The following is a 23,471-nucleotide window of genomic DNA, read 5'->3' as shown; positions in this document are numbered from 1 at the left end:
ACTCTTATTTTATTTTTTCAATGATTCTGTATTTTGTATCAAAACCTTCATTAGTTCCTGTGAAGGAGTTGTCGCCTTTTGAAAGTTCTAACATGGCGTCTACAGTTTCTTTAAATTCTGGAAGTTCTTCTGTCTTTCTGTCAAGCTCGTCAATTCCCTTTTGTTTAAATTCTTGAAGCTTTTCTGCGAAGATTCTCATGTTATCGTCAATTAGGTTGCTTCCATCTTTTAGTTTAAAGGCCCCAGCACTTAAATCAATGATACCATCGTCAAGTTTTTTTATTCCATCCCTCATTGGCACAATTCCCTCTGTCTTAAGTCTTGGGAATTCTTTGAAGTCCTTAGATTTATCTCTAAATTCTAAAAGACCACTTGTTAAATCACTTGCACCGTCATTTAACTTGCCTGAGTTGGAGTCAAGTTCTGTTATTGCATCTGTAAATTTATTTACAGCTTCTTCACTTTCTCCTGTTCCCTCTCTTAGTTTTGATGAGCCATCTTTTAATTTTGTAGTTGCATCATCAAGTTTTACAAGTGAGTCAGAAAGCTTCATAAGTTGTGATGTGTCAAGTTTTGATGCTGCTTCAGTCATTGCCTTTCCAAGTTCTCCATCAATTTGTCTTGCACCACTTGCAAGTTCTGATGTTCCTGCTTGGAGTTGTTCAAGTCCTCCAGGAAGCTGACTTGTACCTGCATTTAATTTTTCAGATGCAGCAGCTAGTTGATTCATGCCCCCCTTTAGCTCATCAAGGCCTTGTAGTTGCCCTGCCATTCCACTTAAACCCTTTAAAGCTTGAAGTTGTGCTCCAGCGTTTTGTGCTGATCCACCAATTGTTTGTGCGTTTTTACCAATATTTCTTGCTGCTCCACCAAGTTTAGTAATTGCTTGGAAAGCTATAGCTTGTGATTCTGGATCTTGAATTTGACTAAGCATTCCTATTACTTGTTCAATCTCTTGGGCTGAACCTCCAATACTTTGGGCAGATGCGCCAATCTTTTGAAGGTCTCCTTCAACATTTATATTTTCAAGACCAGAAAGATCTGGGGCCTTCATTCCTTGAACCTTATCATTTAATTGTTGGAAGTTGCTATTAAACTTATCTTGACCTGCTGCAAGCTCCTTTGAGCTTTCAAGTGCCTTACTTGCACCAGCATCAACCTTGTCTGCACCAGCTGATAGTTTTTCTATCCCAGCTTTTAATTCAGATAGTTTCTTTAAGGCTTCTTCCTTCATCTCATCAATCTTGCTAAGCTTGCTTGAACCTTCTCTAAGTTGTGTTGTTGCGTCTTTTAATTTTCCAATTCCATTGTCAAGTTCCACTGAACCATCGTGAAGCTTTCTTGCCCCATCTTTCATTTCTCCAGTTTTTTCATTCATCTTGCCAACTGCAGAAGTGTAGTCAGTGATACCAGAAGTTAATTTGCTTCCACCTTCATACATTTCTTGTGCTGCACCTGGAATCGGTTCAACCTTATCAATAACTTCATCAATTTTGTCTTCAAACTCTCCAGACTTTTCATAAAGTTCCTTGGAACCGTCCTTTAATTTAACAGATCCATCTCCCATTTCTGAGATACCGTCATTTAATTCGCCTTGGGCATCAGATAATTTTGAAGAAGCATCTACCAATTTTTTTGAATTATCTTCTAGTTCCTTAATTCCATCTCTTAACTTGTCAATAGTATCTAGGTCAGCTTCGTTTTGGAATAGTTCATTGGAAATAACAATATATGCTTCAACAGGTTTGTAGTCCTTAACGTCCATTTCTATTGTTGCCTGGCTCTTGAAGTCTTCCATTTGCCTTTCTTCTAGAATAGTTTCAAAGTTTTCTCTTAGGCCTGGTGTTAAAATTGTTGTCACCATTTCATTTTTTCCATCTTTTGCCACTTTTGCATCATCTGTTTCAATATTAGAAGCTACTTCTTGTGGAAAGGCCATAGCTGCCATTAGGGTATAGGGTGCATATACTCTTTGCTTTTTGCCAGCAATTCTCTTTATAGCATAGTTTTTATTTTCTGCTGATAGGACAACTTTTAAGTGACCAGACTTACCCTTTAAATCAGAGTTTTCGATTTTTTCTCCGTCAAGATAGTAATCGATCTTTACATCTATTGGAAGGTCTTTTTCACTCTTACCTTGGTAGTAGATGTCCTTAACATCTTCGTCCCAATAAATATATCCTGAATCATTTTTTATCATTTCATCTGTCTTTAAGTTCTTTACATTTTTTAAGTTTGACTTGTCCTTTCCCTTAATATTATCTTCAGAGTTTAGCCAAACTGAAACAGTCTTATCTGTAATTTTATCATCCTTCTTTAGGACATAAACTGTTTCACTTTTATTTATAATTTCTGATGCTGCAAAGGCAGTATTAGTTAATATCATAGAAGATAGGACAAGGGAAATAACTCCCTTTTGAAAATTTTTATTCATTTTTCTCTCCTTTTAATAATTTAATCTAAGTTTTTTGTAGTCTTCTTAATGAAAGGAAAACTAATTGAAATAATAGCAGGTAGTAAAAGTATGATTACAAGCATACTTATAATGGCACCCCTTGCTAAAAAAGTACAAATTGTTGATACAATTTCCATCTTAGAATAGATACCTACACCAATTGTTGCCGCCATAAAAGATAGGGCTGAAGTTACAATTGATTTTGAAGTTTCTTTAACAGCAATTTTTAAAGATCCGTCTACGTCCTTGGACTTTTTGTATTCTGCTAAAAACCTATCTGTCAAAAGTATTGAATAATCTATAGTTGATCCAAGCTGAATAACCCCAATTATTATAGATGTAATAAATGGTATTGTGTGGTTGAAGTAAAAAGGAATTCCCATGTTTATTTGTATGGCAAGTTCAATTGCTCCAATTAAAACTATTGGAAAGCCAATAGACTTTAATACAAGGGCAATAATTAAAAATACTACTGAAATAGAAATAATATTTACTATTTTAAAGTCCCTGTCAGATATTACTGTTAAGTCATCCGTTAAAACCGCTTCACCAGTTAGGTAACCTTCCTCGTCATGTTCATTTATTACTTCTTTCATTTGTGCAACTTGTCTTTTCACTTCAGGTGATGCTGTTTGAAACTCAGAGTTTGCCATGATCATTTGGTAACCATTCTTGCTAAAGTTATCTTGAAGTTTGTCTGGCAAGAATTCGCTAGGAACAGTGACCCCCGTTACTGAACTTACACTTAAAACAGAGTTTATACCTTCAATTCCCTTTAGGTCACTGATTAAACCTTCTAGATTAGAATTTGATAAATCATCTTTTACTACTATAAAGTGGGTACTTGCCATGTTGTAGTCCTTCTTCATCTTGTTGAGGGCCACTATGGAATCTAGGTCTTGAGGCAAGGACCTGTCTAAGTTGTAGTAGAGCTTTGTGTTCAATGATCCATAAATTGCTGGAATAAATAATCCTATAGCAACAAGGAAAAGGGTCTTCTTGTGCCTAATGTTAAAGTCTGATAATTTATCAAAACTTGGCAGCATAACCTTGTGGTTGTATTTGTTTACTAAATTTTCAACCATGAGAAGCATTGCTGGAAGGACTGTTACAGTTGAGATTAGGCCAATTAGGACCCCTTTACTCATAACAAGACCAATATCCTTACCTAAGCCCAATCTCATTGCTATTAGGACAATAAATCCTGCAAAAGTAGTAAGTGATGATGCAAAAAGAGATGAAATTGTCTCTTGGATTGCAACATCCATAGCGTCATATTTTGTATCGTAATATTTTTTTTCTTCAACATACCTGTGGTAAAGAAAGATTGAATAGTCCATGGTAACAGCAAGCTGCAAAACAGCTGCTATGGCCTTGGTAATGTAAGAAATCTCTCCCAGGAATATATTTGTCCCAAAGTTATACAAGACTGCATAACCTATTGTGAGCATGAATACAAAGGGAACTATAGTCGATTCATTTGTTAAGGACAAAATTATTAGTCCAAGAACAACTGCAAGTCCAACATATATTGGTGTTTCCTTGTCAATTAAATCCTTGGTATCCTTAACAAGTGAAGAAATCCCACTTAGGTATTTTTGATTTGACTCAATCTTTCTAATTTCATCTATAGCTGACATTGTGGTCAAGGAAGATGATGATTCACTAAACTTTACTATCATAAGAGTGGATCCATCAGCATAAAAAATATCTTTTACCTCATCTGGTAAAAATCCGCTGGGAATCATATCTCCTACAGTAGAAGATTTTGAAATTACATCTTCAACCCCGTCTATCTCAAGTATTTTCTCTCGCAAGACCTCTGCATCATGGTCGCTTCCCTCTAAAATTAACATACCTGTGGCCGCATTTTTAAAGTCTTCATCCAAGATTTTTTGACCTTGGGTTGACTTTAAGTCTTGAGGCAAGTAGGACAAGATGTCATAGTTTACTCCAGTCAGCTTGTAACCTATAAATGAGGGAATCAAAAGTAAGGTCATGACTAAGAGTATAAATTTAGGTCTGTGTGAAATAAATTTTGTAAATTTTTTCATTCTACTCCTTTATCTAAATATTCTGTCTACGATTTTGTACAAAGCAGGCTTCATTTCTTCAATATCAAGAACTGAGTCTGGCATTAAGGCTGATTCACAAGTTGAAAGAACTATCTGAATAGTTAATGACAAGATAAATAATCTTTCAGACTCTGATAACTCATCATTAAATAAACTTGAATATTTATTTAAAATAAATTGAAGGTTATTGTCCGTTTCTTTATACCTATCATCATTTTCTATCTTTGCATAAAGAGCCCAGTTTAAGTTGTTTGAAAAAAGTTGCAACTCAAGAGGATCCTCAACTAAGTGATCAATTATATAATTTATAAATGAAATATATCTCTTCTTGGGATCACTATCCACACAAGTGGACTCAGCTTCATAAAAGAGCTCCGTCATTATATCTAGGACTATTCTTTGCTCCAGATCTTTTTTATCTCTAAAGTAAAGATAAAAAGTTCCCAGGCCTAAGTCAGTCCTGCTCATAATATCTCTAATAGAAGTAACTTCTATCCCCTTTTCTCTAAAGGAAGACATAGCAGCTTCTGAGATTTTATTTTCTTTCTCTTTTCTTTTATCTTGAGACGTCATTTTTACCTCCTTCTAAACTTTTATTAATAACTGAACGTTGTTCATCTTTGCAAAAGATATAATAATACTTTTCTGAACAAAGTTCAAGTTTTTTTTATTTTTATTTTTAAAAATGACCCTGGGATAAGGGCCTGATATTTATATTATATTTTCAATTTTAAATTATTTTTTATTTTTAAATTTCAATTTTAAATTTCTATTGTATAATAGCAGAGAAAATATTTTTTGGAGGAAAAATGAAAGTAAAATCACTAATAATTCTCACATGTCTGACTCTTATAGCTTCAGGATGTGGAAATAAAAATAAAGATAATAAAATTGAAGATAATAAGACTAAGATTGAAGTAAGTGAACTTGATAAAAATGAACAGAAAGATTATCTCATATCAAATATGAATAATGACACTTCACTTGATCTTGTTAGGTCTACTATAGAAAAGAATTTAGATAAAAATGTTGCAGAATCTTTCGCTAATCTTGTTAAGGACTACAACAAAGAAATCTCAAAAAATTTGCTTAGTGGTGACTTTGAAAGGGCTTCTAAGATAGATAAGACTGGAGAAATTATAGACAAGAGATCTTCCATAAGCCACAAGTATCCTGACACAAATTGCAGGATAAATTCTTTTTTACTATTAAAAGATGACTTGTCCATAAAATATGATATGGATATTGATGATGAGATGCTTTTCATGGATAAGGAAGCCTTAAAAAATTTAAATTTATTTAATAATGAGGACTTAGAAAATTTTTATAAATTATTTTCAAGAGTAAAGACTTCATCTTCTAAAGACCCAAAAATTCATGCCAAGGTAATGGAAGAATTTTTGTCAAAAGTTGACTTTCCAAGGACTGCCAGCATGGTCTCAGTAGTACTTCACGACAACTTAGATGGCGACTACCTATTTATTGGTCACGTTGGAGTCCTCCTTCCTTTAGATGATGGCTATTTATTTTTAGAAAAGATTTCTTTTGAAGAGCCCTACCAAGCAATAAAGTTCTCTAAGAAGGAAGATGCCTATATGTATTTGAAAGAAAAGTACAGGGACTATCTTGATCCAGAGGTTGCTCCTCCCTTTATTATGGAAAATAATAAATATGTAGAAATATAATTTATTACAAGTATTTTTAAAAATATATTTTTTAAATTAATAATTTTTATTTAATCTGTAAAATTAAAAAACATGTTTTTATCAATCTATAATTTTTAACTGCTTTTGTTTTATAAACTAATTTATAAATTTTACTTGTTTATAATTTTGAAATCACTTTATAATTTAAAATTAACTTAAGACTTTTCTTTGAGTTTAATTTAAATTCAAATTCATAGTTTTAAAAATTTACACAAAAAATTGCCCCACTATTATGTGGAGCAATTTTCTTTTGCATAATTTATTTTTATTCTGCTACTTTATTTCCATCTTTTATCTTGTCTTCTCTTAACTTTAACCTATTTGCATCAAGCTCTCTCTTTCTTTCGAAAGCGTGAAGGATAAGTGCAAGAGTTACAACTCCGTAAGAGATAAATGTTCTGAAGTATTCACCCATCATAGCATCTCCTGTTAAAACTCTTCCCGCTTGTGGAAGAACTATAAACATTAAGTGGAAAAGGGCTGTACCTAAGATAACATTTGGTATTGAAGCCTTTGATACAGATGCACCACCAACAAGGATTGATGCTGCTGCATAAAGTGCTGCTTGGTCTTGACCTGCATAAGTTGCAAGAGTACCAATGTTTTGTAAATATATAATTTGTCCGTAGCAAGCAAGAACTGTTGACATAACAATTGATGCAATTCTTATCTTATCTGAATTCATTCCCGCGTTTTGTGCAACAAATTGATCTTGTCCAACTGCCTTCATATCGTGGCCAAGTTTTGTATTTCTAAACCAAACGATAAATAGGCAAAGTAGACCGATTATTGCAAGAGTAACTACTGGAACATCAAAAAGAATTTGGTGCTTAGCAGTTATAGGAATGTTGATCCTGAACTTTAGAATGTTGTCAAAACCTTGAGCAGATGCTAGGGTAATAGAGTTTTTAATACCGTAACCTGCTGAAAGGACCATGGACTTAGTTCTCATTGGAATTATAGTTCCGCAGAAGTAAAGTAAGAATAACATGTACCAACCAAGGATAAAGAAAGCAAGCATCATTGATGTGATCATTTCTCTACCTCTGGCCCTATTAAGAACTCTACCTGAGAATTGTCCAAGTAGGATTGCAATTGGAGTACCGATTAGAGCTGCTATAAGAAGTCCTGTCGCTCCAGTGAATCCCCAGTCTTGGGCAAAGATAATTCCTATTTGTCCTGCCATAGCTCCTAGAGGGATACCAAAGTTGATTCCCATACCAGCTATAATTGGAATGATAAGAGAAAGTACTAAGAAGGTATTTCTTACCATTCTCTTTGAAAGCTCATTTGTTATATAAGAAAGTGGTGGTTTGGCAATTATAAGTCCAGCCACAACAATAATTATAAACAAAATTGGAACCATAAATCTGTATAAAAATTCTTTAGAATTAAATTTTTTATTCATCTTTACTCCTCCTTGTAAGTGCGTAAATTATCATTCCATTTGTGATTATCATTCTTAGTATTTCTGAAATATCTATATTTAGTGCACCATTTATAACAGTAGGAGTAAGTGTAATTACACCTTGGAATAAAAATGTACCAATTATAACATTTGGAATAGATGCCTTGTTAATACTTGCACCACCAATTAGTAGGGCTGCTACTGTTTGGAAGGTAAAGGCAAGTGGCGCTTGATAAAGTTGGATAAAACCATAGGATTGTTGGTAGATAATAATTCCAACTGCAGCAAGTACTGTAGAGAATATTACAGAAACTAACCTCACCCTGTTAATATTAATTCCAGATGCTCTTGCATATTCTGGGTTAGAACCAACAGCTGTCATTGCTGTACCAGTCTTTGTCTTAAAGAAGGCCCAAACAATAAAGGCCATAAGAGCAAAAATTAAAAACATTCCCACTGGAATCCTAACTCCAAGTATGCTGATAGATAAGAAGTTGTTTAAAAGACCTTCTGTTATTCTTGTTCCATTTTCTAATACCTTGGACTTCATCCAATAGTCTGCAACTGGAACTTGTTGTGAAAGTCCCCTACCAGAATAACTTAGTACAGAAACAGGATTCTTATATGGAAGAATCAAATAAGCTATACACATAAAGGCTGTGAAAGAATAACCTACATAAGTAGCAATAAGCATCTCATCGCCCTTAATCCTATTTAATAAAATTCCGTAGAAAAATCCAAATACTATAGCAATAAGAGCAGCGAATATCATTGCAATAAAGATTCCTGCAAAACCTTTGAAACCAAATTCAATAGATGTTACTCCTCCTAAGATTCCTGCAACAACTCCAATTGGGATACCAAAGTTAAGTCCACATCCAGATTGCACCATAGGCACTAGAGATAAGACTAAAACTGAGAACATTCCAAATCTTGAAAGAACGTTTTGTGCTGAGTCTCTAAGAGAAACACCAGCAAAGGGAGCAGCAATGAATAATATTAACAAGAAAACTGCAATAATAAGCCTTGGTATTCCAATTTGTTGTATTAAACTTTTCTTTTTAGTCATTTCCAAGCTCTCCTTCCCCACTCATTAGAAGTCCAAAGTTTGTAGGATCTGCACTTGCTGGTAAGATGCCAGCGATTTTACCTTCACATATAACAGCTATCCTGTCACAAATACTTCTAAGTTCTTCAAGTTCTGATGAAACCATAACAATTGTTGTATCGTCTTTTTCATTAGATTCCTTTAAGGCATCAAGAACAAGTTCTTTAGCACCTATATCAATACCCCTAGTAGGCTCTGATACAAATAGAAGGTCTGGTTCCATGGCAAAGGCCTTGGCTAGACAAACTTTTTGTTGGTTACCACCAGATAGGTTACCTGCCTTTTGGTGAGATCCCGTAGTCTTTATGGCAAGAGATTTTATATATTCATCAGATAATTCTCTCATCTTTGCTTCATCCCTAAATTTGAAACCTAAAATCTTTTTAATGAATTTCTCTTGAACCTGCATTGCATTAAAGGCTATATTCCAAAATATTGGTTCTTCTAGCAGAAGTCCAACTCCCCTTCTATCTTCTGATACAAAGGCAATCTTATTTCTTAAAATATCTAGGGTATCTCCAAGTTTTAATTCTTTTCCATTGTATGTGATTTTACCACCTACAGGATAAGTTCCAAGGATCCCATTAGGTATACCAAGCTTTCCTTGACCAGCAAGACCAGCAATACCTAGGATTTCACCCCTAACAACTGAAAGATTAACATCATATACAGCTTCACCTGGCATATCCACCCATAGATGTTCAATTTCCATAATATGGTCATTGGAATCTAGGTTCTTAGCAAGTCTTTCTTTAGCTAGCTTCTTTTCTCCATCTCTTCCAACCATCCATTCGGCTATTTCTTCAATAGATAGGTTTTCATTTTTTCTATCTTCTATTATTTCACCATCTCTTAGGACAACAACTTGATTACAAACACTAGTGATTTCACGAAGTCTATGAGTGATGAAAATTATAGAAATTCCAAGATTTGCCAATGTCCTCAAAGAGTCTGTTAAGTTATTAGCTTCAGTCTCAGTAAGAACTGCTGTCGGCTCATCCATAATAATTAATTTAACATCTTTTCTTGTCATTTCCCTTGCAATTTCAATGAATTGCTTGTGGCCTACAGGCATTTCAGACACAAGAGCATTAGTATCAATTTTAACCTCTAAAGTATCCAATGACTTACCTGCAATTTTTAAATTTTCCTTTGCATCAATACTTTCTAATTTTTTACCAAAAACTTTTGATATTACAGAAGAGTTGGTTTCTTCCATATCTAGAGTAATATTTTCTGCAACAGTGAATCCAGGGATCAAACTAAATTCTTGATGTACCATTCCTATACCTGCATTTAAGGCGTCAATTGGGTTTTTAAAGTCAATTAATTTTCCGTCAAAATAAATTTCACCGTTATAACCGCCTGTCTCTCTTATAACTTCCATTCCAAAAATTATATTCATTAGAGTTGACTTGCCGGCACCATTTTCTCCAACAAGTCCCAAGATTTCTCCCCTATTGAGAGAGAAGTTAACATCCTTTAAGACGGTATTTTCGCCAAAACTCTTGCTGACATTCTTGACTTCAAGTAAACTGTTTGTCAACAAAATCCCTCCATCTTCATAATATAAAATTAAAATCAACGGTAGCCCGTTGACTTTAATTTGTTCAATAAGATATTTACTTATTAATTAATAATATATAAATATTATTTTATTCAGCTTGTCCTTCTGCTGATTCTTGTGCTTCCTTAATAGCGTCTAAGTCAACATTTAGGTTTAGATATTTTTCAGGAACGTCAACCTTATCCATACCTAGGTAACCTCTACCATATACATAAGTGTCTTGAGCTAGTAAGAAGTGGTTTTCTTTAGTTTCTCCAGTAGCTCTGTCTATATAGTTTTCAGCCATCCAGTTTGCACCTTCAGTGTAGTTTTGAATAGCAGCAAGAATTTGTTCTTGGTTAAGAAGTTCGCCTTCACCCTTAAGAACTTCCATTACGTGGTCAACAGCACCAAGAGTTAGTGAATAACCTAGAGAGTATGCCCAAGTACCCATTCTCTTGTCGCCACCTTTTTCGATAACTGCCTTTTCAACAGCTTCGTTAATTGCCTTCCAGTCTCCAGCCATATCTTGGATGTCTACTGAGAATGCCTTAGGATAACCCATAATTGGAGATGGTAAGTCTTGTTCTACAAAGATTGCTCCACCAGCTGCAACACCTCTAAGAAGTGGTTCAGTGTGGGCGTCATTTGTACAGAAGAAAGCAGTGTCTTTACCGTATTTGTCAATCCAAGGTTGGATATTTTCTGCTATATATTGTTGTGCTCCTGGAACACCAATATCAGTTGTAGGATCTGGTGCGTTTAATGAAATAAATTCAAGTCCTAGGTCCTTACAAGCTTCTTCCATGATTGCACGTCTAAGAGCTAGAAGTTCAATAGACATGTGTCTTGGGAATGTGATGTGAGCAAATTTAGTAGCTCCCATTTCCTTAGCAGCCGCTATAATTCTGTATCCTCTTGATACGTTGTCGGCATCCATTACAAGGTCAGATGCATTTTCTACCATTACTGTATCTTCTTGAGCAACTAAGTTTACAAGAAGGATATCAGGTCTTTTTTCTCTAATTTGGTTAAAAGCAGCAACAGTTCCTGGAACTGATTGGTTAACAATAACTGCTCTCATTAGAGGATCGTCTGCCATAGCTACAATTTTAGAAATTGTAGTTTCTTGTTCAGCTTCAAATCTGTCTGGATAAGTATCGTGTTTAATAACTCCACCTTCATCAGCAGAACCATAAAGTTCAATTGCCTTTTCAGCAGCACGGAACTCATCTTCAGCTTGAGATACTGTACCAGTAACAATTCCTATGTGATATTCTTCGCCTTCTTTTAGAGTTTCAAACTTTGCTTTTTGACCTGCATCTGCAGTTGTGGAAGCTTCTCCTTCATCCTTTGCAGCTCCGTTGTCAACTTTTTGACAACCAGTGAATGCCAATGCCATAAGCATTACAAGCATGATACCCATAAACCCTTTAAATTTTTTCATTTTTTACACCTCTTCTAATTTATTTAATATTGGTTTATAAATTAAAGAGATTTTATCACATTAAATGGCAAAATACAATGTAAATATGAATTAATTTTCATGTTTTGTAAATTAAAAATACAATATTTTTACAATTAGATTATCTCTTCTAAAATTTTAATGTTTTATAAAAGTCTCATAAGCCTTTGCATTACTATATTATAGTTTTAAAAACTTTCATGTTTGTAGTAAAATTTTATAAAATAATTTTTAGAATTTTTTAAAAGTATAATCCTTTGTTCATTTTAACCCCTATCAGTCTAAAGTGTTCTCAATTCAAAAAAAGCCTGAGTTTAAAAACTCAGACTTAAAATTAATTTTCACTTCTTCTTATAAAATTTATAAACAAGTTTATACTAGCTTCATCACATAAAATAAAGTTTCAATATTCCATTGGACTCCAATAATATTATGTTCGTCATTTATCATCTCAAATGTTTCAAAAATATTGTCTTGAGACTTCGCTGCTAGCTTAAGGCCTCTTCTCAATCTGTCAATGGCTTTATAGTTAATAGAGTTAACAAAAAGTCTCTTATCTCTTAAGGCCTCTCTTGGTTTTAATCCTCTAATATATCATATTTGTGAAATAGTATATAACTTAGAATCTTTTTTTGATTATAAACAATTTTTGAATAAATATTAATAGATCTTTAATAAACTTAGTTTTATAAATTTCATAAACTTAAGACTTTAAACCTTCTTCTAGAAATAGAATAAAAAAGGAAATTGTCAAAAGTCCAGCTGCAATTAATATTGATTTAATTCCCAAGCCTTTAGAAGTCAAGTAGCCAAGTGCTGCTCCCAATCCAAAGATAAGGATAACTGTGTAATATTTTTTTGCATTTTCAAGATAAACATCTTGCTTAGTTATATGATACTTAGAAAGATTTTCTGTTGCTGATCTTAGGTTCCCTATGCACATAGTTGTGGCAAAGTTAAGTCCATAAATTTTTTTAAAGGAATAAACTTGCATGGCACAAGAAAAGGATAAAAGGGCATTAGCCAAATTATTTAAACTTTCTGGAATCATGGCCACTAGAATCATAATTATTATTTCAAATCCAATTATATATTGACGCCAGTGGAGGACTCTTTTTTCAATTGCATCTTCAAACCTGACTGCAACATAGACTCCAAGAGCAAAGGATAGGACTGGGATTAAGTATGCCAAGGATTCTTTAAAATTCAAGTCTACTATGTTTTTGAATAAGAGAACTATATTTCCCGTTTGTGCATTGGCGAAAACTTTCCCCCTCATTAGATAGGAGTAGGCATCTTGAAAGCCACCTGCCAAGGTAATAAAAACTATAACCAAAAATGTTTCGTGTAAATTTTCATAAGATTTTAATTTCATTTTAACCACCAATATATAGTCTAATACAAAAATAATTTTCTGCAATGAAAAACAGGTGATTGATTTCAACCACCTGTAAATTTAATTATAAATATTTATGAAAAAATTTATTTTGTCCCAATGTCTTTTCTGTAGTAAGCTCCTTGGAATGAAATTTTTTCTACATTGTCGTAGGCTTTCTTGCGAGCTTCTTCTAAATCTTTACCTAAGGCTGTAATTGATAGGACTCTTCCACCATTTGTGTAAAGTCCATCAGTTTTTTTAGTTCCATTGTGAAAGACTATTAAGTCCTCATCAACCTTATCAAGTCCTTCGATGAGTTTTCCCTTTTCGTAGGATCCTGGATAACCACCTGAACACATGATGACTGTTAGGCAAGTCTCATCCTTCCACTTAATGTCATCTGCTTCTAATTTTCCATCTATTGTCTTATTTAAAAGTTCATATAGGTCGACATCAAGTCTCGGCATCAATACTTCTGTCTCAGGGTCTCCAAATCTTACGTTGAATTCAAGAACCTTAGGCATGTCATCTTCTATCATGAATCCAACAAAGAGGATTCCTGAGTAGTGAAGATCTTCATCGTTAAGTCCTTTTTCAATTTTTCTATAAATTTTTTCAAGATTTTCTTCTAGTTTAGGGCTTGCTGATACTGGAGAATAAGTTCCCACTCCGCCAGTGTTTGGTCCCTTGTCTCCATCAAAAATTTGCTTGTGGTCCTTAGCCCTTTCAAGAGGGAATAGCTTGTTATCTGAAACTAGGCAAAGAACTGAAGCTTCTTCTCCTGTCAAGAATTCTTCAATAACAACTGTGTTTCCTTGGTCGCCAAAAATCTTGTCCTTAAATATTTTTTCAATGGCATCTATAGCCTCATCCCTATCTTGGCAAATTATAACTCCCTTTCCAAGGCAAAGTCCATCTGCCTTGACAACTAGAGGATAAGAAAATTCTTCAAGACTCTTTTCTGCATCATCATAGGATTCAAAGCTCTTATATTTTGCAGTTGGAATAGAATATTTTTCTAGAAATATTTTGGTAAATTCTTTTGACTTTTCAAATCTGGCACAAGACTTATTTGGTCCAAAAACCCTAAGTTCCTTTTCATTAAAGGCATCAACTATTCCTGCACATAGTGGGTCTTCTGGTCCCACAACTGTTAGGTCAATCTTATTTTCCACTGCAAAGGCAAGAAGTTTTTCAATATCTGTTGGGTCAATGTCTAAATTTTCGCAAAAATCCCCTGTGCCACCATTGCCCCTTGCCATGTAAATTTTATCAACAGATTTACTTTCTTTAAGCTTCCATGCAAGTGCGTGCTCTCTTCCACCATTTCCAATTACAAGTACTTTCATTTGGCCTCCTAGTGTCTAAAATGTCTCATATTAGTAAAGACAAGACAAATATTATTTTCATTTGCATAATCTATAACTTCTTGGTCCTTAACAGATCCACCTGGTTGAACTATTACATCAATTCCTGCCTTATCAAGAAGTTCAATTGTGTCCCTAAAGAAGAATCCATCAGATGCAAGGACTGCACCCTTTATTTTTTCTCCAGCTCTTTCAATTGCTTCTTCTACTGCCCAAGACCTCTTTGTTTCTCCTTGACCAAGGGCAAGAGTTCCACCATCTTTTGCAATTACAACTGAGTTTGAGAAACTTGTCTTACAGCAAGTGAAGGCAAATTTTAATTCTTCAAGTTCTTTTTCTGTTGGCTCCCTATTTGAAACAAAGTCTAGTTTGTCTTCGTCCCAAATTTTGTCGTCAAAGTTTTGGATAATAATTCCATTTAGAACTTGCTTAAATCTAAACCCTGGCTCGTAAAGTTTTTCAAAGTCAGGAATTTCTATAAGCCTAATATTTTTCTTTTGAGCTAAAAGGTCATAGGCTTCTTTAGAAAAACTTGGAGCTGCAACAATTTCCAAGAAAATCTTTGAAAGATTTTCTGCAGTTTTTATATCAACTTCCCTATTAAGTGCAATTATTCCACCAAAAATTGATTCATCATCACATTCATAGGCCTTTACAAAGGCTTCTTCAAGACTATCCCCTATTCCAATTCCACAAGGATTTGTATGCTTAACAGCAACAGCTGCTGGCTTATCAAAATTAATCACTGCATTAAGAGCAGAGTACATGTCGTTTAAGTTGTTGTAAGAAACTTGCTTACCATGAAGAACCTTGTATTCAATTTTGTCTGGAGTATAAGAATCTTCATAGAAGGCTGCCCTTTGATGAGGATTTTCACCATATCTCAACTCTTCAACAAGCTTATAAGACTTGTTTATATATCTTGGGAATCTATCCCCTTCTCTTTTTGCAAAATAATTTGAAATTACAGCATCATAGTGTGCAGTGTAGCTAAAGGCCTTGTTGGCAAGATATTCATTAAACTTCGGATCCTTCTTATCTATGTAGTTAAGTACACTGTCATAGTCAGCTGGATCAGTTACAATGTAGACGTCCTTATAATTTTTGGCAGCTGCCCTAATCATTGATGGCCCACCAATGTCTATATTTTCAATCATAGTGTCGTGGTCTGCCTTTTCAAGCAACTTTTCTTCAAAGGGATAGAGGTTATTTACAACCATATCAATTGTTCCTATTTCTTCTTCCTTTAAAGTTTCCATATGTTCATTTAAATCACGTCTTGCAAGTATGCCTGCGTGGATTTTTGGGTTAAGAGTCTTCACTCTTCCATCTAAAATTTCTGGAAAACCAGTTACCTTGTCTACAGATATTACATCTATTCCTGCATCCTTTAGCTTCTTATAAGTACCACCAGTAGAAATGATTTCCCAACCTCTATTGACAAGTTCTTTGGCAAACTCAACAATTCCTTCTTTGTCATAAACTGAAATAAGTGCCCTCATCCTAACCTCCAATTACAACTTTTCCATTAACAACTTTTAACTTATCCTCGCAAAAATATTTTACAGAAAGAGGCAAAATTTCGTGCTCAATCTTTAAAACCTTTTGTTGAAGTTCTTCTGGACTCTCGTCTTCAACTTCAACAATTCTTTGCATGATAATAGGACCCTCATCTGCCCCCTCATTTACAAAATGAGTTGTGGCACCAGTGTATTTAACACCCCTTGATATGACGGCCTCATGTACTTTTAATCCATAGTAACCCCTGCCACAAAAGGCAGGAATTAGTGATGGATGTATATTTATTATTTTATTTTCATAAATCTTGGTAATTTTTTCTGGCAAGATCTTTAGATATCCTGCCAGAATAATTAAATCAATTTTATATTCTTTTAACTTGTTTATGAGCTCTTCATCATCTTTTATAAAGAAGCCAGGTATTCCCGCCTTCTCTGCTCTGACTAAGCCATAAGCATCTTCTCTATTTGAAATGACAATTTTTATTTTTCCGTTAATATAATTATTTTCTGTATTGTCAATGATGGCTTGTAGATTTGTGCCACCACCTGAAATTAAAACTGCAATATTTTTAGAGGCTAAGGTCAATTTTATCTTCTCCAGCCACAACTTTTCCAAGTTCATAAAGTTTTAAGTCAGTATCCTTAAAGAAGTCAACAACCTTGTCTTTGTCTTCTTCTGATACAACAAGGGTAAATCCAACGCCCATATTGAAGGTAGCATACATGTCTTCATCCTTTAGATCTGCCCACTTCTTTAAAAGTTTAAAGATTTCAGGAGTTTCGATTACAGATGCATCAACCTTTGCACAAAGTCCATCAGGAATCATTCTTGGAATGTTTTCGTAGAATCCTCCACCTGTTATGTGACTCATTCCCTTAATATCAACAATTTTCAAAAGCTCAAGAATTTCCTTAACATAAATTCTTGTTGGCTTTAAAAGTTCTTCCCCTAGAGTAGAATTTAATTCATCAATTTCTTCATTTAAATCAAGTTTGCAGTGGTCAAATACAATTTTTCTAACAAGTGAATAACCATTAGAGTGGATACCATTGGAAGAAAGACCAAAAACTATGTCCCCTTCCTTGATGCTAGATCCGTCGATAATTTTGTCCTTATCAACAACTCCAACAGCAAAACCTGCTAGGTCATATTGGTCTTCTTGGTAAACTCCAGGCATTTCTGCAGTTTCTCCACCAATAAGTGATGCTGAAGATTGGATACAACCTTCGGCAACTCCCTTTACAATTTCTTCCATTTTTTCAGGAACTAGCTTGCCAGTTGCAATATAGTCCAAGAAGAAAAGTGGTTTAGCGCCTTGGCATAAAATATCATTTACGCACATTGCCACACAGTCAATACCAATAGTATCGTGTTTATCAAGCATGTGAGCCAAGATAACTTTAGTACCAACACCATCTGTACCACTACAAAGTACAGGATTTTTAATTCCATCAAGGTCTAAATTAAATAAACCAGAAAATCCACCAAGAGATGATAAAACATCCTTGGATTGGGTTTTTTTAACAATACTCTTAATTAATTCAACTTCTCTTTGACCGGCATCAACATCTACGCCTGCATTCTTATAATTAATTGCCATCTCCGCTCCTTTTATCCTTCGTAAATATATTCGGTGTTTGCAATTTTTTCTGACATATCAGACCTAAATTGTCTTAGCTTTTCCTTTAAATTGTCATCAGATACAGCCAAAATTTCTGCAGCAAGGATTGCAGCATTTTCTCCACCATTAATAGCAACTGTAGCAACAGGTACTCCACTTGGCATTTGAACAGTGGAAAGAAGTGCATCTAGTCCATCAAGAGTTGAACTCTTAACAGGCACTCCAATAACAGGTCTTGTAGTAAGAGCTGCTATAACTCCACCAAGGTGGGCAGCCTTTCCTGCTATTGAAATGAAAACTTGGCTTTCATCTTCAGCATTTTTTACATATTCTTGTAACTCTTTTAAGGCTCTGTGAGCAGAAATTACTTTGGCTTCATATTCAATCCCAAATTCCATTAATTTTGCAACGATCTTGTCTGCAATTTCTCTGTCAGAAATTGAACCCATTATAATTGATACTCTCATTTTTAACTCCTTAAATTTCTAGATATTTTGAAACATTAAGAGGTTCTACATATTCTCCATTATGGTAAGCTCTCATGTTTCCACCACTAACTTCGTCGATTAGGACGATTTCGTCTGATCCTTCAAGTCTACCGTATTCAAATTTAATATCGTAAAGATCTAGTCCCTTTTCTTTTAAAAGGTCTTTTACAATATTTGCAATTTTCTTATTCATTTCTACGATTGTGTCGTATTCTTCAGCTTTTAAGATACCTAGGGCAACAAGTCCTTCTTTAGTAATAAGTGGATCGTCTCTTCCATCATCTTTTAAAGTGATTTCAGTATATTCTGGAAGGTCAGCACCTTCTTCTACATAAAGGCCATATCTCCTGTAGAAAGATCCAACGGCCTTAAATCTTGTAATAACTTCAAGACCCTTACCAAATACACTTGCTCTTTTTACTTCCATTAAATTATTGTCAAGGTCAGAAGAAATGTAATGAGTGTTAATTCCTGCTTCATTGATTTTTTCAAAGAAGTATTTAGTAACTTTTAGACATTCTTTACCTGCACCTTCAATACTACCAGCTACTTGGTTTCCACCAGTATCAAAAACTCCGTCAGTTCCTGTCATGTCATCCTTAAATTGTAGGTAACATCTTCCGTCTTCTTCTAAAACATTCTTAGTTTTTCCTTGGTAAATAGTTTTCATAATTTCCTCCAGTAAATTAAATAAAGCCCAAAGAGGCAGATTTCGTAAAACCTACCCCTCTGGGCTTTTTTCCCTAAGGTGTGATACTTTATAAAAAAAGTACCAGTACCGCTCGGTCCTTGGCAAAGCCCGGATCCCTAGGCACACTTTCACTCATGATATGAGCTCTCATACAATTAGATATTATCAATTTAGATTTTAATTGTCAATAGTTTTTGTAAACTTGAGCCTGAATTTAAATTCCTTATATATCAATAATTTTTAAGGAATTCCAAAAGTAAAAGTGTATTTTTTTAAATTTTATTTTTTGAAAATTTTTAAGATCTTGCCAAAGAAAGAGTTCTTTTTGTTAATTTTTTCATCTTCAACTTTTTCTTTATCAATAGTTGTTTTTTCGACTTTACTTCTCGCAGCAAAGTTCTTTTCTTCACACTTTTTTATAAAGTAATTTTGACATGAAATTCTTTCTCCTTGAATTTCAATTTTTTCATACTCTCCATCACTATTCATAGTCCTAGCGCCAGCATTATCTTGCATTTGTATTTCAAGATAATTTAGTATCCTAATTCTAATCTCTTCATCTAAGACTGGTGTTGCAATCTCCACTCTCTTTTCAGTGTTTCTTGTCATAAGATCGGCAGAAGAAATGTACATGTCTTTCTTGTCCTTTCCAAAGACATAAACCCTTGGGTGTTCTAAAAATCTTCCAACAATAGACCTAATACTTATATTTTCACTTTTGCCTTCTATACCAGGGAGAAGGCAAGAGATTCCTCTAATAATTAAATCAACTTTTACGCCCTTTTGAGACGCCTCAACAAATTTTTCTATAAAGTCCTTGTCTGTTAGAGAATTGAATTTACAAAGGATGTAGCCATTTTCTCCCTTTTCAATTTCTCTTTCTACAAGATGCATAAGTCCTGACTTTAAGCTTGTTGGTGACTGTAGAAGATGTTTGTACTTCCCATCTAAATTGCCAATGGACATATTTTTAAAGAAGTCTGTTGCATCAAGTCCTATGTCTTTATTGGCAGTCATTAGGGCAAAATCAGTGTATTGTTTTGCAGTGGATTCATTGTAATTTCCCGTCCCAATTTGTGTGATGTAATTTAAGTTGCCACTTTCACTGTCCTTGTAAGTTATTAGGCAAATTTTAGAGTGCATTTTGTACTTGTTAAAGCCGTAGATAATGTTGCAGCCTTCTTCATATAGGATATTTGCATAATTTATATTTGATTCTTCGTCAAACCTCGCCTTTATCTCAACAAAAACTGTGACTTCTTTTCCATTTTGTGCTGCCTCAGTTAAGTATCGAACAACTTTAGAATTTTTTGCCAGCCTATAAATTGTTATCTTTATGGACTTACACTCAGGGTCATTAGCTGCTTCTTTAAGAAGAGATATAAAGGTATCCATGCTATCATAGGGATAAGATAAAATCCTGTCTTTCAATCTAATATCTTCTGTCACGCTGGAAGAAAAATCGCTAGGATTGTATTGTCTTAATTCCTTATAGAGGAGACCACTTTTTATAGCCTTTGGCACTTCATCAATTAAATCAAAGACATATTTCATATTTAGGGGTGTGTCTGAAGGAAAATATGCAGCCTCATCCAAGTCCAACTTTTTCAAAATAAATTTAAGACTTGGCTTTTGAAGACTTCCTTCTGATTCCAACCTCACAACATTTAATCTCTTTCTCTTCTTTAAGATGGTCTTCATGTATTCAGTGTAGTCGTCAAACTCTTCCCAGGTATCCCTGTCATCAACAAAGTCGGTGTTCCTTGTTACCTTAATTATATTTTTTGATAAGACCTCATAATCCTTAAAAATTTCATCAATTTTATTTAGAATTATATTTTCCATTAAAATATATTCAAAGTTTTCTCCTGGCAAGATTAAATATTTTGGATAAGTTCTTCTAACTGGAACTATACCAAATACTTTTTCTCCATTTTTCTCTAGATGTGCAATGGCATATAATTTCGTATTTTCTAAAAATGGAAATGGATGATTTATATCAACTATTTGAGGAGACACAAGTTGATCAATCCTATTAATATAAAAGTCATCTACAAAATCTTTTTGACTTTTATCCAAATTTTCATAGGATAAGTTTCTTATATTTACCTTATCTAAGCTCTCACTTACTTCTTTAAAAATCTCGTCCTTCTCTTCATATATTTTTGGAAGAGTTTCTAAAATTGCCTGGATTTGCTCTTCTGCATTCATCCCAGTCTTGTTATCTTTTACTTCTTTTTTCAAGGAAGATAAGTCATGAAGAGAGCCAACCCTAACCATAAAAAATTCATCTAAATTTGAAATAAAAATACTAATAAATTTTAATTTCTCCAGGTCAGGGACTTCTTTTTCAGTTGCTTCAAGGAGTACTCTTTCGTTAAATCTTAGCCAGGATAATTCTCTATTTTGAAAGTACGATTTCATCATTACCACCCAATACTTTATAAATTAAATAACCTTCTCTCAGTCCATTTCCAGAAACTTGTATCTCATTTATATTAAACTTTTTCATAAAAGTTCTTAAAATTATTATTCCAGGTACAGTTGTATGGATTCTGGCTGGGTTTATGCTCAAGATTGACCTAATAATATCTGTGTCCTTGTCCTCAATAAGTTCCATTAATTTATCAAGGTCATCTAAGCTAAAGGATTTGTCATCTCCTCCCCAAAGGTCTTCAATGATTTTTCCTGTAGTTCTAATTGATCCACCAATTCCAACTAATTTGTCTGTCTTAGTAGAAAATTTAAAAGAATTAATTTCACGAAGAACAATCTTTTTAATAGCACGCATTTCTTTTTTCTTTGGCAAAATTCTCGATACATTTGCAGTAAAAAGTAAGAGTGAACCAATATTTAAGTTTAGAAATTCCTTAGGTCCTTCTTCATCGAAATAAACAACTTCTGTACTGGCACCACCAATATCTATTGAAAGTCCACTTTCAATTTCTACTTCACTTCTTATTCCAACATTTCCAAGAAAGGCTTCCTCAACTTGGTCTAGGACGTCAATATCAATATCAAGTTCTTCCTTGACTCTTGCCAAGACTTCCTCAGTGTTGTCTAAATTTCTCAAGGATGCTGTAGCAAAGGGTGAGAAAGTGTCAACCTTTAGTTCTTCTACAATATTTTTTATACTTGCAAGGGTCTTTATAAGTTTTTTTATTCCCTTTCCAGAAAGTTCGCCATCGTGCACATAAGTTATTAGTCCAGCAGTATATTTTTTATTTATAACTTTTTTTAATTCTTCAGTCTCTTCGTGAGCGTCAAAGACGATTAACCTAATTGTGTTGGATCCTATATCTACTATTGCGTGTCTCATAAATAATCTCATCCTTCCTCATAATCATTCACAATCATCTTAAACTTCAATTGTAAAATTCTTGTAAATTTTTCTTTTAAAGTATGTAATTTTTTGTCTAGTCTTTTGAAAAATAAAATTTTAAACAAAAAAGGAGCCAGTTATCTGACCCCTTTGTGATAATTAATTTTTTAATAAATTCTTTTATATTTAAGTTAAAACTATTTAAAATTTTTCTTCTAATAAGTCCAAAGTTATTTCTACATTTCTCTTAGACTCTCGTCTCATTTCTTCTGCTCTGTCAGCTAAAACTTGTCTTCTTTCTTCCAAATTTTCAAGGGCTAATTTTATTTTAGTAAAGAGTTCTTCTGGAGTAAAGTTCTCCACATCAATAGCTTCTTCTATCCCCAGTTCCTTTACCATGGCTTCAACCTTTGGGTCATAAATTATTCCCACCATTGGAAGATTGACACTTGCTGCATAGACAAGTGAGTGAAGTCTCATAGCCGCAAGGAGTTTTAATTTTTTAAAAATTCCCATTAACTCTCCTGCAGAGTAGGTGTTTTCTATTAGCATTACCTTGTCCTTGTGACGGCATCTCTCTGCAACTTCGCTTGAATAAATATTGTCCCTAGGATTATGGAAGGGAACAAGGAGAATATCATAACCATCTTCGATTAACTTGTCGATAGTCGCTGCAAATTTATTCTTTATCTCTCCAATATTTTTTTGATCTCTTATGCAAAATCCTATAGTCTTATCTGTAATCTTAATATTTTCATTCTTTAAGATTTCATCAACCCTATCTTCACTTGCAGCTTCAAGGGTAAAGACTGGGTCAGCAGTTACTTCTATATTTTTATTGGTAACTCCTAGATCCCTTACAAACTTATAGGAGAGATCGTCCCTTAAACTTATATAGTCCACCCTGTTTAGGACCCATCTTGTCAAAATCCTGTTGAATTTTTTATCTATTGGTCCAATTCCATTGGCATAGACGTAAACTTTTTTTCTCAAAAACTTTGCCAAGATAATTACAGAAAGATAATAAATAATAGACCTTGTGGAAGTAATATCTTGGAGAATAGATCCTCCACCAGACAAGAGGAGATCTGATTCTTTTAGGGCTCCACGGACCTCACTAAAGGAAAATCTATTTACTGCCCCTATTTCATAAACCTCTTTTGTTTTTTCAGGATTATTTGAGAGTGCTGTCATCTCTAAATCAATATTTAATTTTTTAAAATCATCTACCATGGCTTTTAAGATGGCATCGTCGCCAGAATTGTCAAAACCAAAGTATCCAGATATTACAATTTTTTTCATAAGATCACTCTGTTTAAT

At 33.9% G+C, this 23,471-nt stretch carries 19 protein-coding genes; 1 reads left to right on the top strand and 18 read right to left on the bottom strand.

Features of this window, described 5'->3' with window-relative positions; all coding sequences use genetic code 11:
• Positions 1 to 4 precede the first annotated feature (4 nt).
• The 3 genes from I6I93_RS07900 to I6I93_RS07890 are packed head-to-tail and all read right to left on the bottom strand — an operon-like array spanning position 5 to position 5,103.
• Positions 5 to 2,434 (bottom strand): methyl-accepting chemotaxis protein, encoded by a 2,430-nt coding sequence (locus tag I6I93_RS07900; protein WP_112890093.1) that lies wholly within the window; start codon positions 2,432 to 2,434, stop codon positions 5 to 7.
• Positions 2,435 to 2,454: 20 nt separating this feature from the next.
• A complete protein-coding gene (locus I6I93_RS07895) occupies positions 2,455 to 4,509 on the bottom strand; it encodes an efflux RND transporter permease subunit (RefSeq protein WP_112890092.1) in 2,055 nt (684 codons plus the stop codon).
• Positions 4,510 to 4,518: 9 nt separating this feature from the next.
• Positions 4,519 to 5,103 carry a TetR/AcrR family transcriptional regulator gene (locus tag I6I93_RS07890; RefSeq protein ID WP_112890091.1) on the bottom strand — a complete coding sequence of 195 codons (585 nt, stop codon included), beginning with the start codon at positions 5,101 to 5,103 and terminating at the stop codon, positions 4,519 to 4,521.
• A gap of 236 nt (positions 5,104 to 5,339) precedes the next feature.
• Between I6I93_RS07890 and I6I93_RS07885 the strand changes: the two genes are divergently transcribed.
• Positions 5,340 to 6,215, top strand: coding sequence for a DUF4300 family protein (locus I6I93_RS07885; protein WP_112890090.1), 876 nt, complete (start codon positions 5,340 to 5,342; stop codon positions 6,213 to 6,215).
• Between the two features lie 286 nt (positions 6,216 to 6,501).
• On the opposite strand, the gene I6I93_RS07880 is transcribed toward I6I93_RS07885, so the two are convergent.
• The 15 genes from I6I93_RS07880 to csaB form a co-directional block, all read right to left on the bottom strand.
• Positions 6,502 to 7,644 carry an ABC transporter permease subunit gene (locus I6I93_RS07880; protein ID WP_112890089.1) on the bottom strand — a complete coding sequence of 381 codons (1,143 nt, stop codon included), beginning with the start codon at positions 7,642 to 7,644 and terminating at the stop codon, positions 6,502 to 6,504.
• Complete coding sequence (locus I6I93_RS07875; protein ID WP_070700902.1) at positions 7,637 to 8,713, bottom strand: ABC transporter permease subunit; 1,077 nt, start codon at positions 8,711 to 8,713, stop codon at positions 7,637 to 7,639. The genes I6I93_RS07880 and I6I93_RS07875 overlap by 8 nt, the downstream gene beginning before the upstream one ends.
• Positions 8,706 to 10,298 (bottom strand): sugar ABC transporter ATP-binding protein, encoded by a 1,593-nt coding sequence (locus I6I93_RS07870; RefSeq protein ID WP_112890088.1) that lies wholly within the window; start codon positions 10,296 to 10,298, stop codon positions 8,706 to 8,708. The genes I6I93_RS07875 and I6I93_RS07870 overlap by 8 nt, the downstream gene beginning before the upstream one ends.
• Positions 10,299 to 10,407: 109 nt before the next feature.
• The gene (locus tag I6I93_RS07865) at positions 10,408 to 11,745 is read right to left on the bottom strand and encodes a DUF3798 domain-containing protein (protein ID WP_112890087.1); all 1,338 of its coding nucleotides are present in this window, start codon (positions 11,743 to 11,745) and stop codon (positions 10,408 to 10,410) included.
• Between the two features lie 390 nt (positions 11,746 to 12,135).
• Positions 12,136 to 12,273: a hypothetical protein gene (locus I6I93_RS09430; protein WP_236251347.1), complete on the bottom strand. Its 138-nt coding sequence runs from the start codon at positions 12,271 to 12,273 to the stop codon at positions 12,136 to 12,138.
• A gap of 193 nt (positions 12,274 to 12,466) precedes the next feature.
• Positions 12,467 to 13,138: a YoaK family protein gene (locus tag I6I93_RS07855; protein WP_112890085.1), complete on the bottom strand. Its 672-nt coding sequence runs from the start codon at positions 13,136 to 13,138 to the stop codon at positions 12,467 to 12,469.
• 107 nt (positions 13,139 to 13,245) lie between these two features.
• Positions 13,246 to 14,490 carry a phosphoribosylamine--glycine ligase gene (purD, locus tag I6I93_RS07850; protein ID WP_112890084.1) on the bottom strand — a complete coding sequence of 415 codons (1,245 nt, stop codon included), beginning with the start codon at positions 14,488 to 14,490 and terminating at the stop codon, positions 13,246 to 13,248.
• An 8-nt stretch (positions 14,491 to 14,498) separates the two neighbouring features.
• Positions 14,499 to 16,010 carry a bifunctional phosphoribosylaminoimidazolecarboxamide formyltransferase/IMP cyclohydrolase gene (gene purH / locus I6I93_RS07845; protein ID WP_112890083.1) on the bottom strand — a complete coding sequence of 504 codons (1,512 nt, stop codon included), beginning with the start codon at positions 16,008 to 16,010 and terminating at the stop codon, positions 14,499 to 14,501.
• A gap of 1 nt (position 16,011) precedes the next feature.
• Positions 16,012 to 16,614, bottom strand: a complete 603-nt coding sequence (purN, locus tag I6I93_RS07840) for a phosphoribosylglycinamide formyltransferase (RefSeq protein ID WP_197720989.1) — start codon at positions 16,612 to 16,614, stop codon at positions 16,012 to 16,014.
• On the bottom strand, positions 16,598 to 17,629 hold the full coding sequence (gene purM, locus I6I93_RS07835) for a phosphoribosylformylglycinamidine cyclo-ligase (protein WP_112890081.1): 1,032 nt from the start codon (positions 17,627 to 17,629) through the stop codon (positions 16,598 to 16,600). Before purM ends, purN begins: the two co-directional genes overlap by 17 nt.
• Before the next feature lie 11 nt (positions 17,630 to 17,640).
• Complete coding sequence (gene purE, locus I6I93_RS07830) at positions 17,641 to 18,117, bottom strand: 5-(carboxyamino)imidazole ribonucleotide mutase (protein ID WP_070700886.1); 477 nt, start codon at positions 18,115 to 18,117, stop codon at positions 17,641 to 17,643.
• Between the two features lie 10 nt (positions 18,118 to 18,127).
• Positions 18,128 to 18,808: a phosphoribosylaminoimidazolesuccinocarboxamide synthase gene (locus tag I6I93_RS07825; RefSeq protein WP_070700884.1), complete on the bottom strand. Its 681-nt coding sequence runs from the start codon at positions 18,806 to 18,808 to the stop codon at positions 18,128 to 18,130.
• Positions 18,809 to 19,108: 300 nt separating this feature from the next.
• The gene (gene ppk1, locus I6I93_RS07820) at positions 19,109 to 21,253 is read right to left on the bottom strand and encodes a polyphosphate kinase 1 (RefSeq protein ID WP_172605472.1); all 2,145 of its coding nucleotides are present in this window, start codon (positions 21,251 to 21,253) and stop codon (positions 19,109 to 19,111) included.
• Positions 21,231 to 22,160: a Ppx/GppA phosphatase family protein gene (locus tag I6I93_RS07815; RefSeq protein ID WP_236587176.1), complete on the bottom strand. Its 930-nt coding sequence runs from the start codon at positions 22,158 to 22,160 to the stop codon at positions 21,231 to 21,233. The genes ppk1 and I6I93_RS07815 overlap by 23 nt, the downstream gene beginning before the upstream one ends.
• A gap of 192 nt (positions 22,161 to 22,352) precedes the next feature.
• Positions 22,353 to 23,453 carry a polysaccharide pyruvyl transferase CsaB gene (gene csaB, locus I6I93_RS07810; protein ID WP_112890079.1) on the bottom strand — a complete coding sequence of 367 codons (1,101 nt, stop codon included), beginning with the start codon at positions 23,451 to 23,453 and terminating at the stop codon, positions 22,353 to 22,355.
• Positions 23,454 to 23,471 lie beyond the last annotated feature (18 nt).

This window comes from Peptoniphilus harei, assembly GCF_016726485.1.
GTDB lineage: Bacteria > Bacillota > Clostridia > Tissierellales > Peptoniphilaceae > Peptoniphilus_A > Peptoniphilus_A harei.
This window is presented reverse-complemented; position numbering and strand designations above follow the sequence as displayed.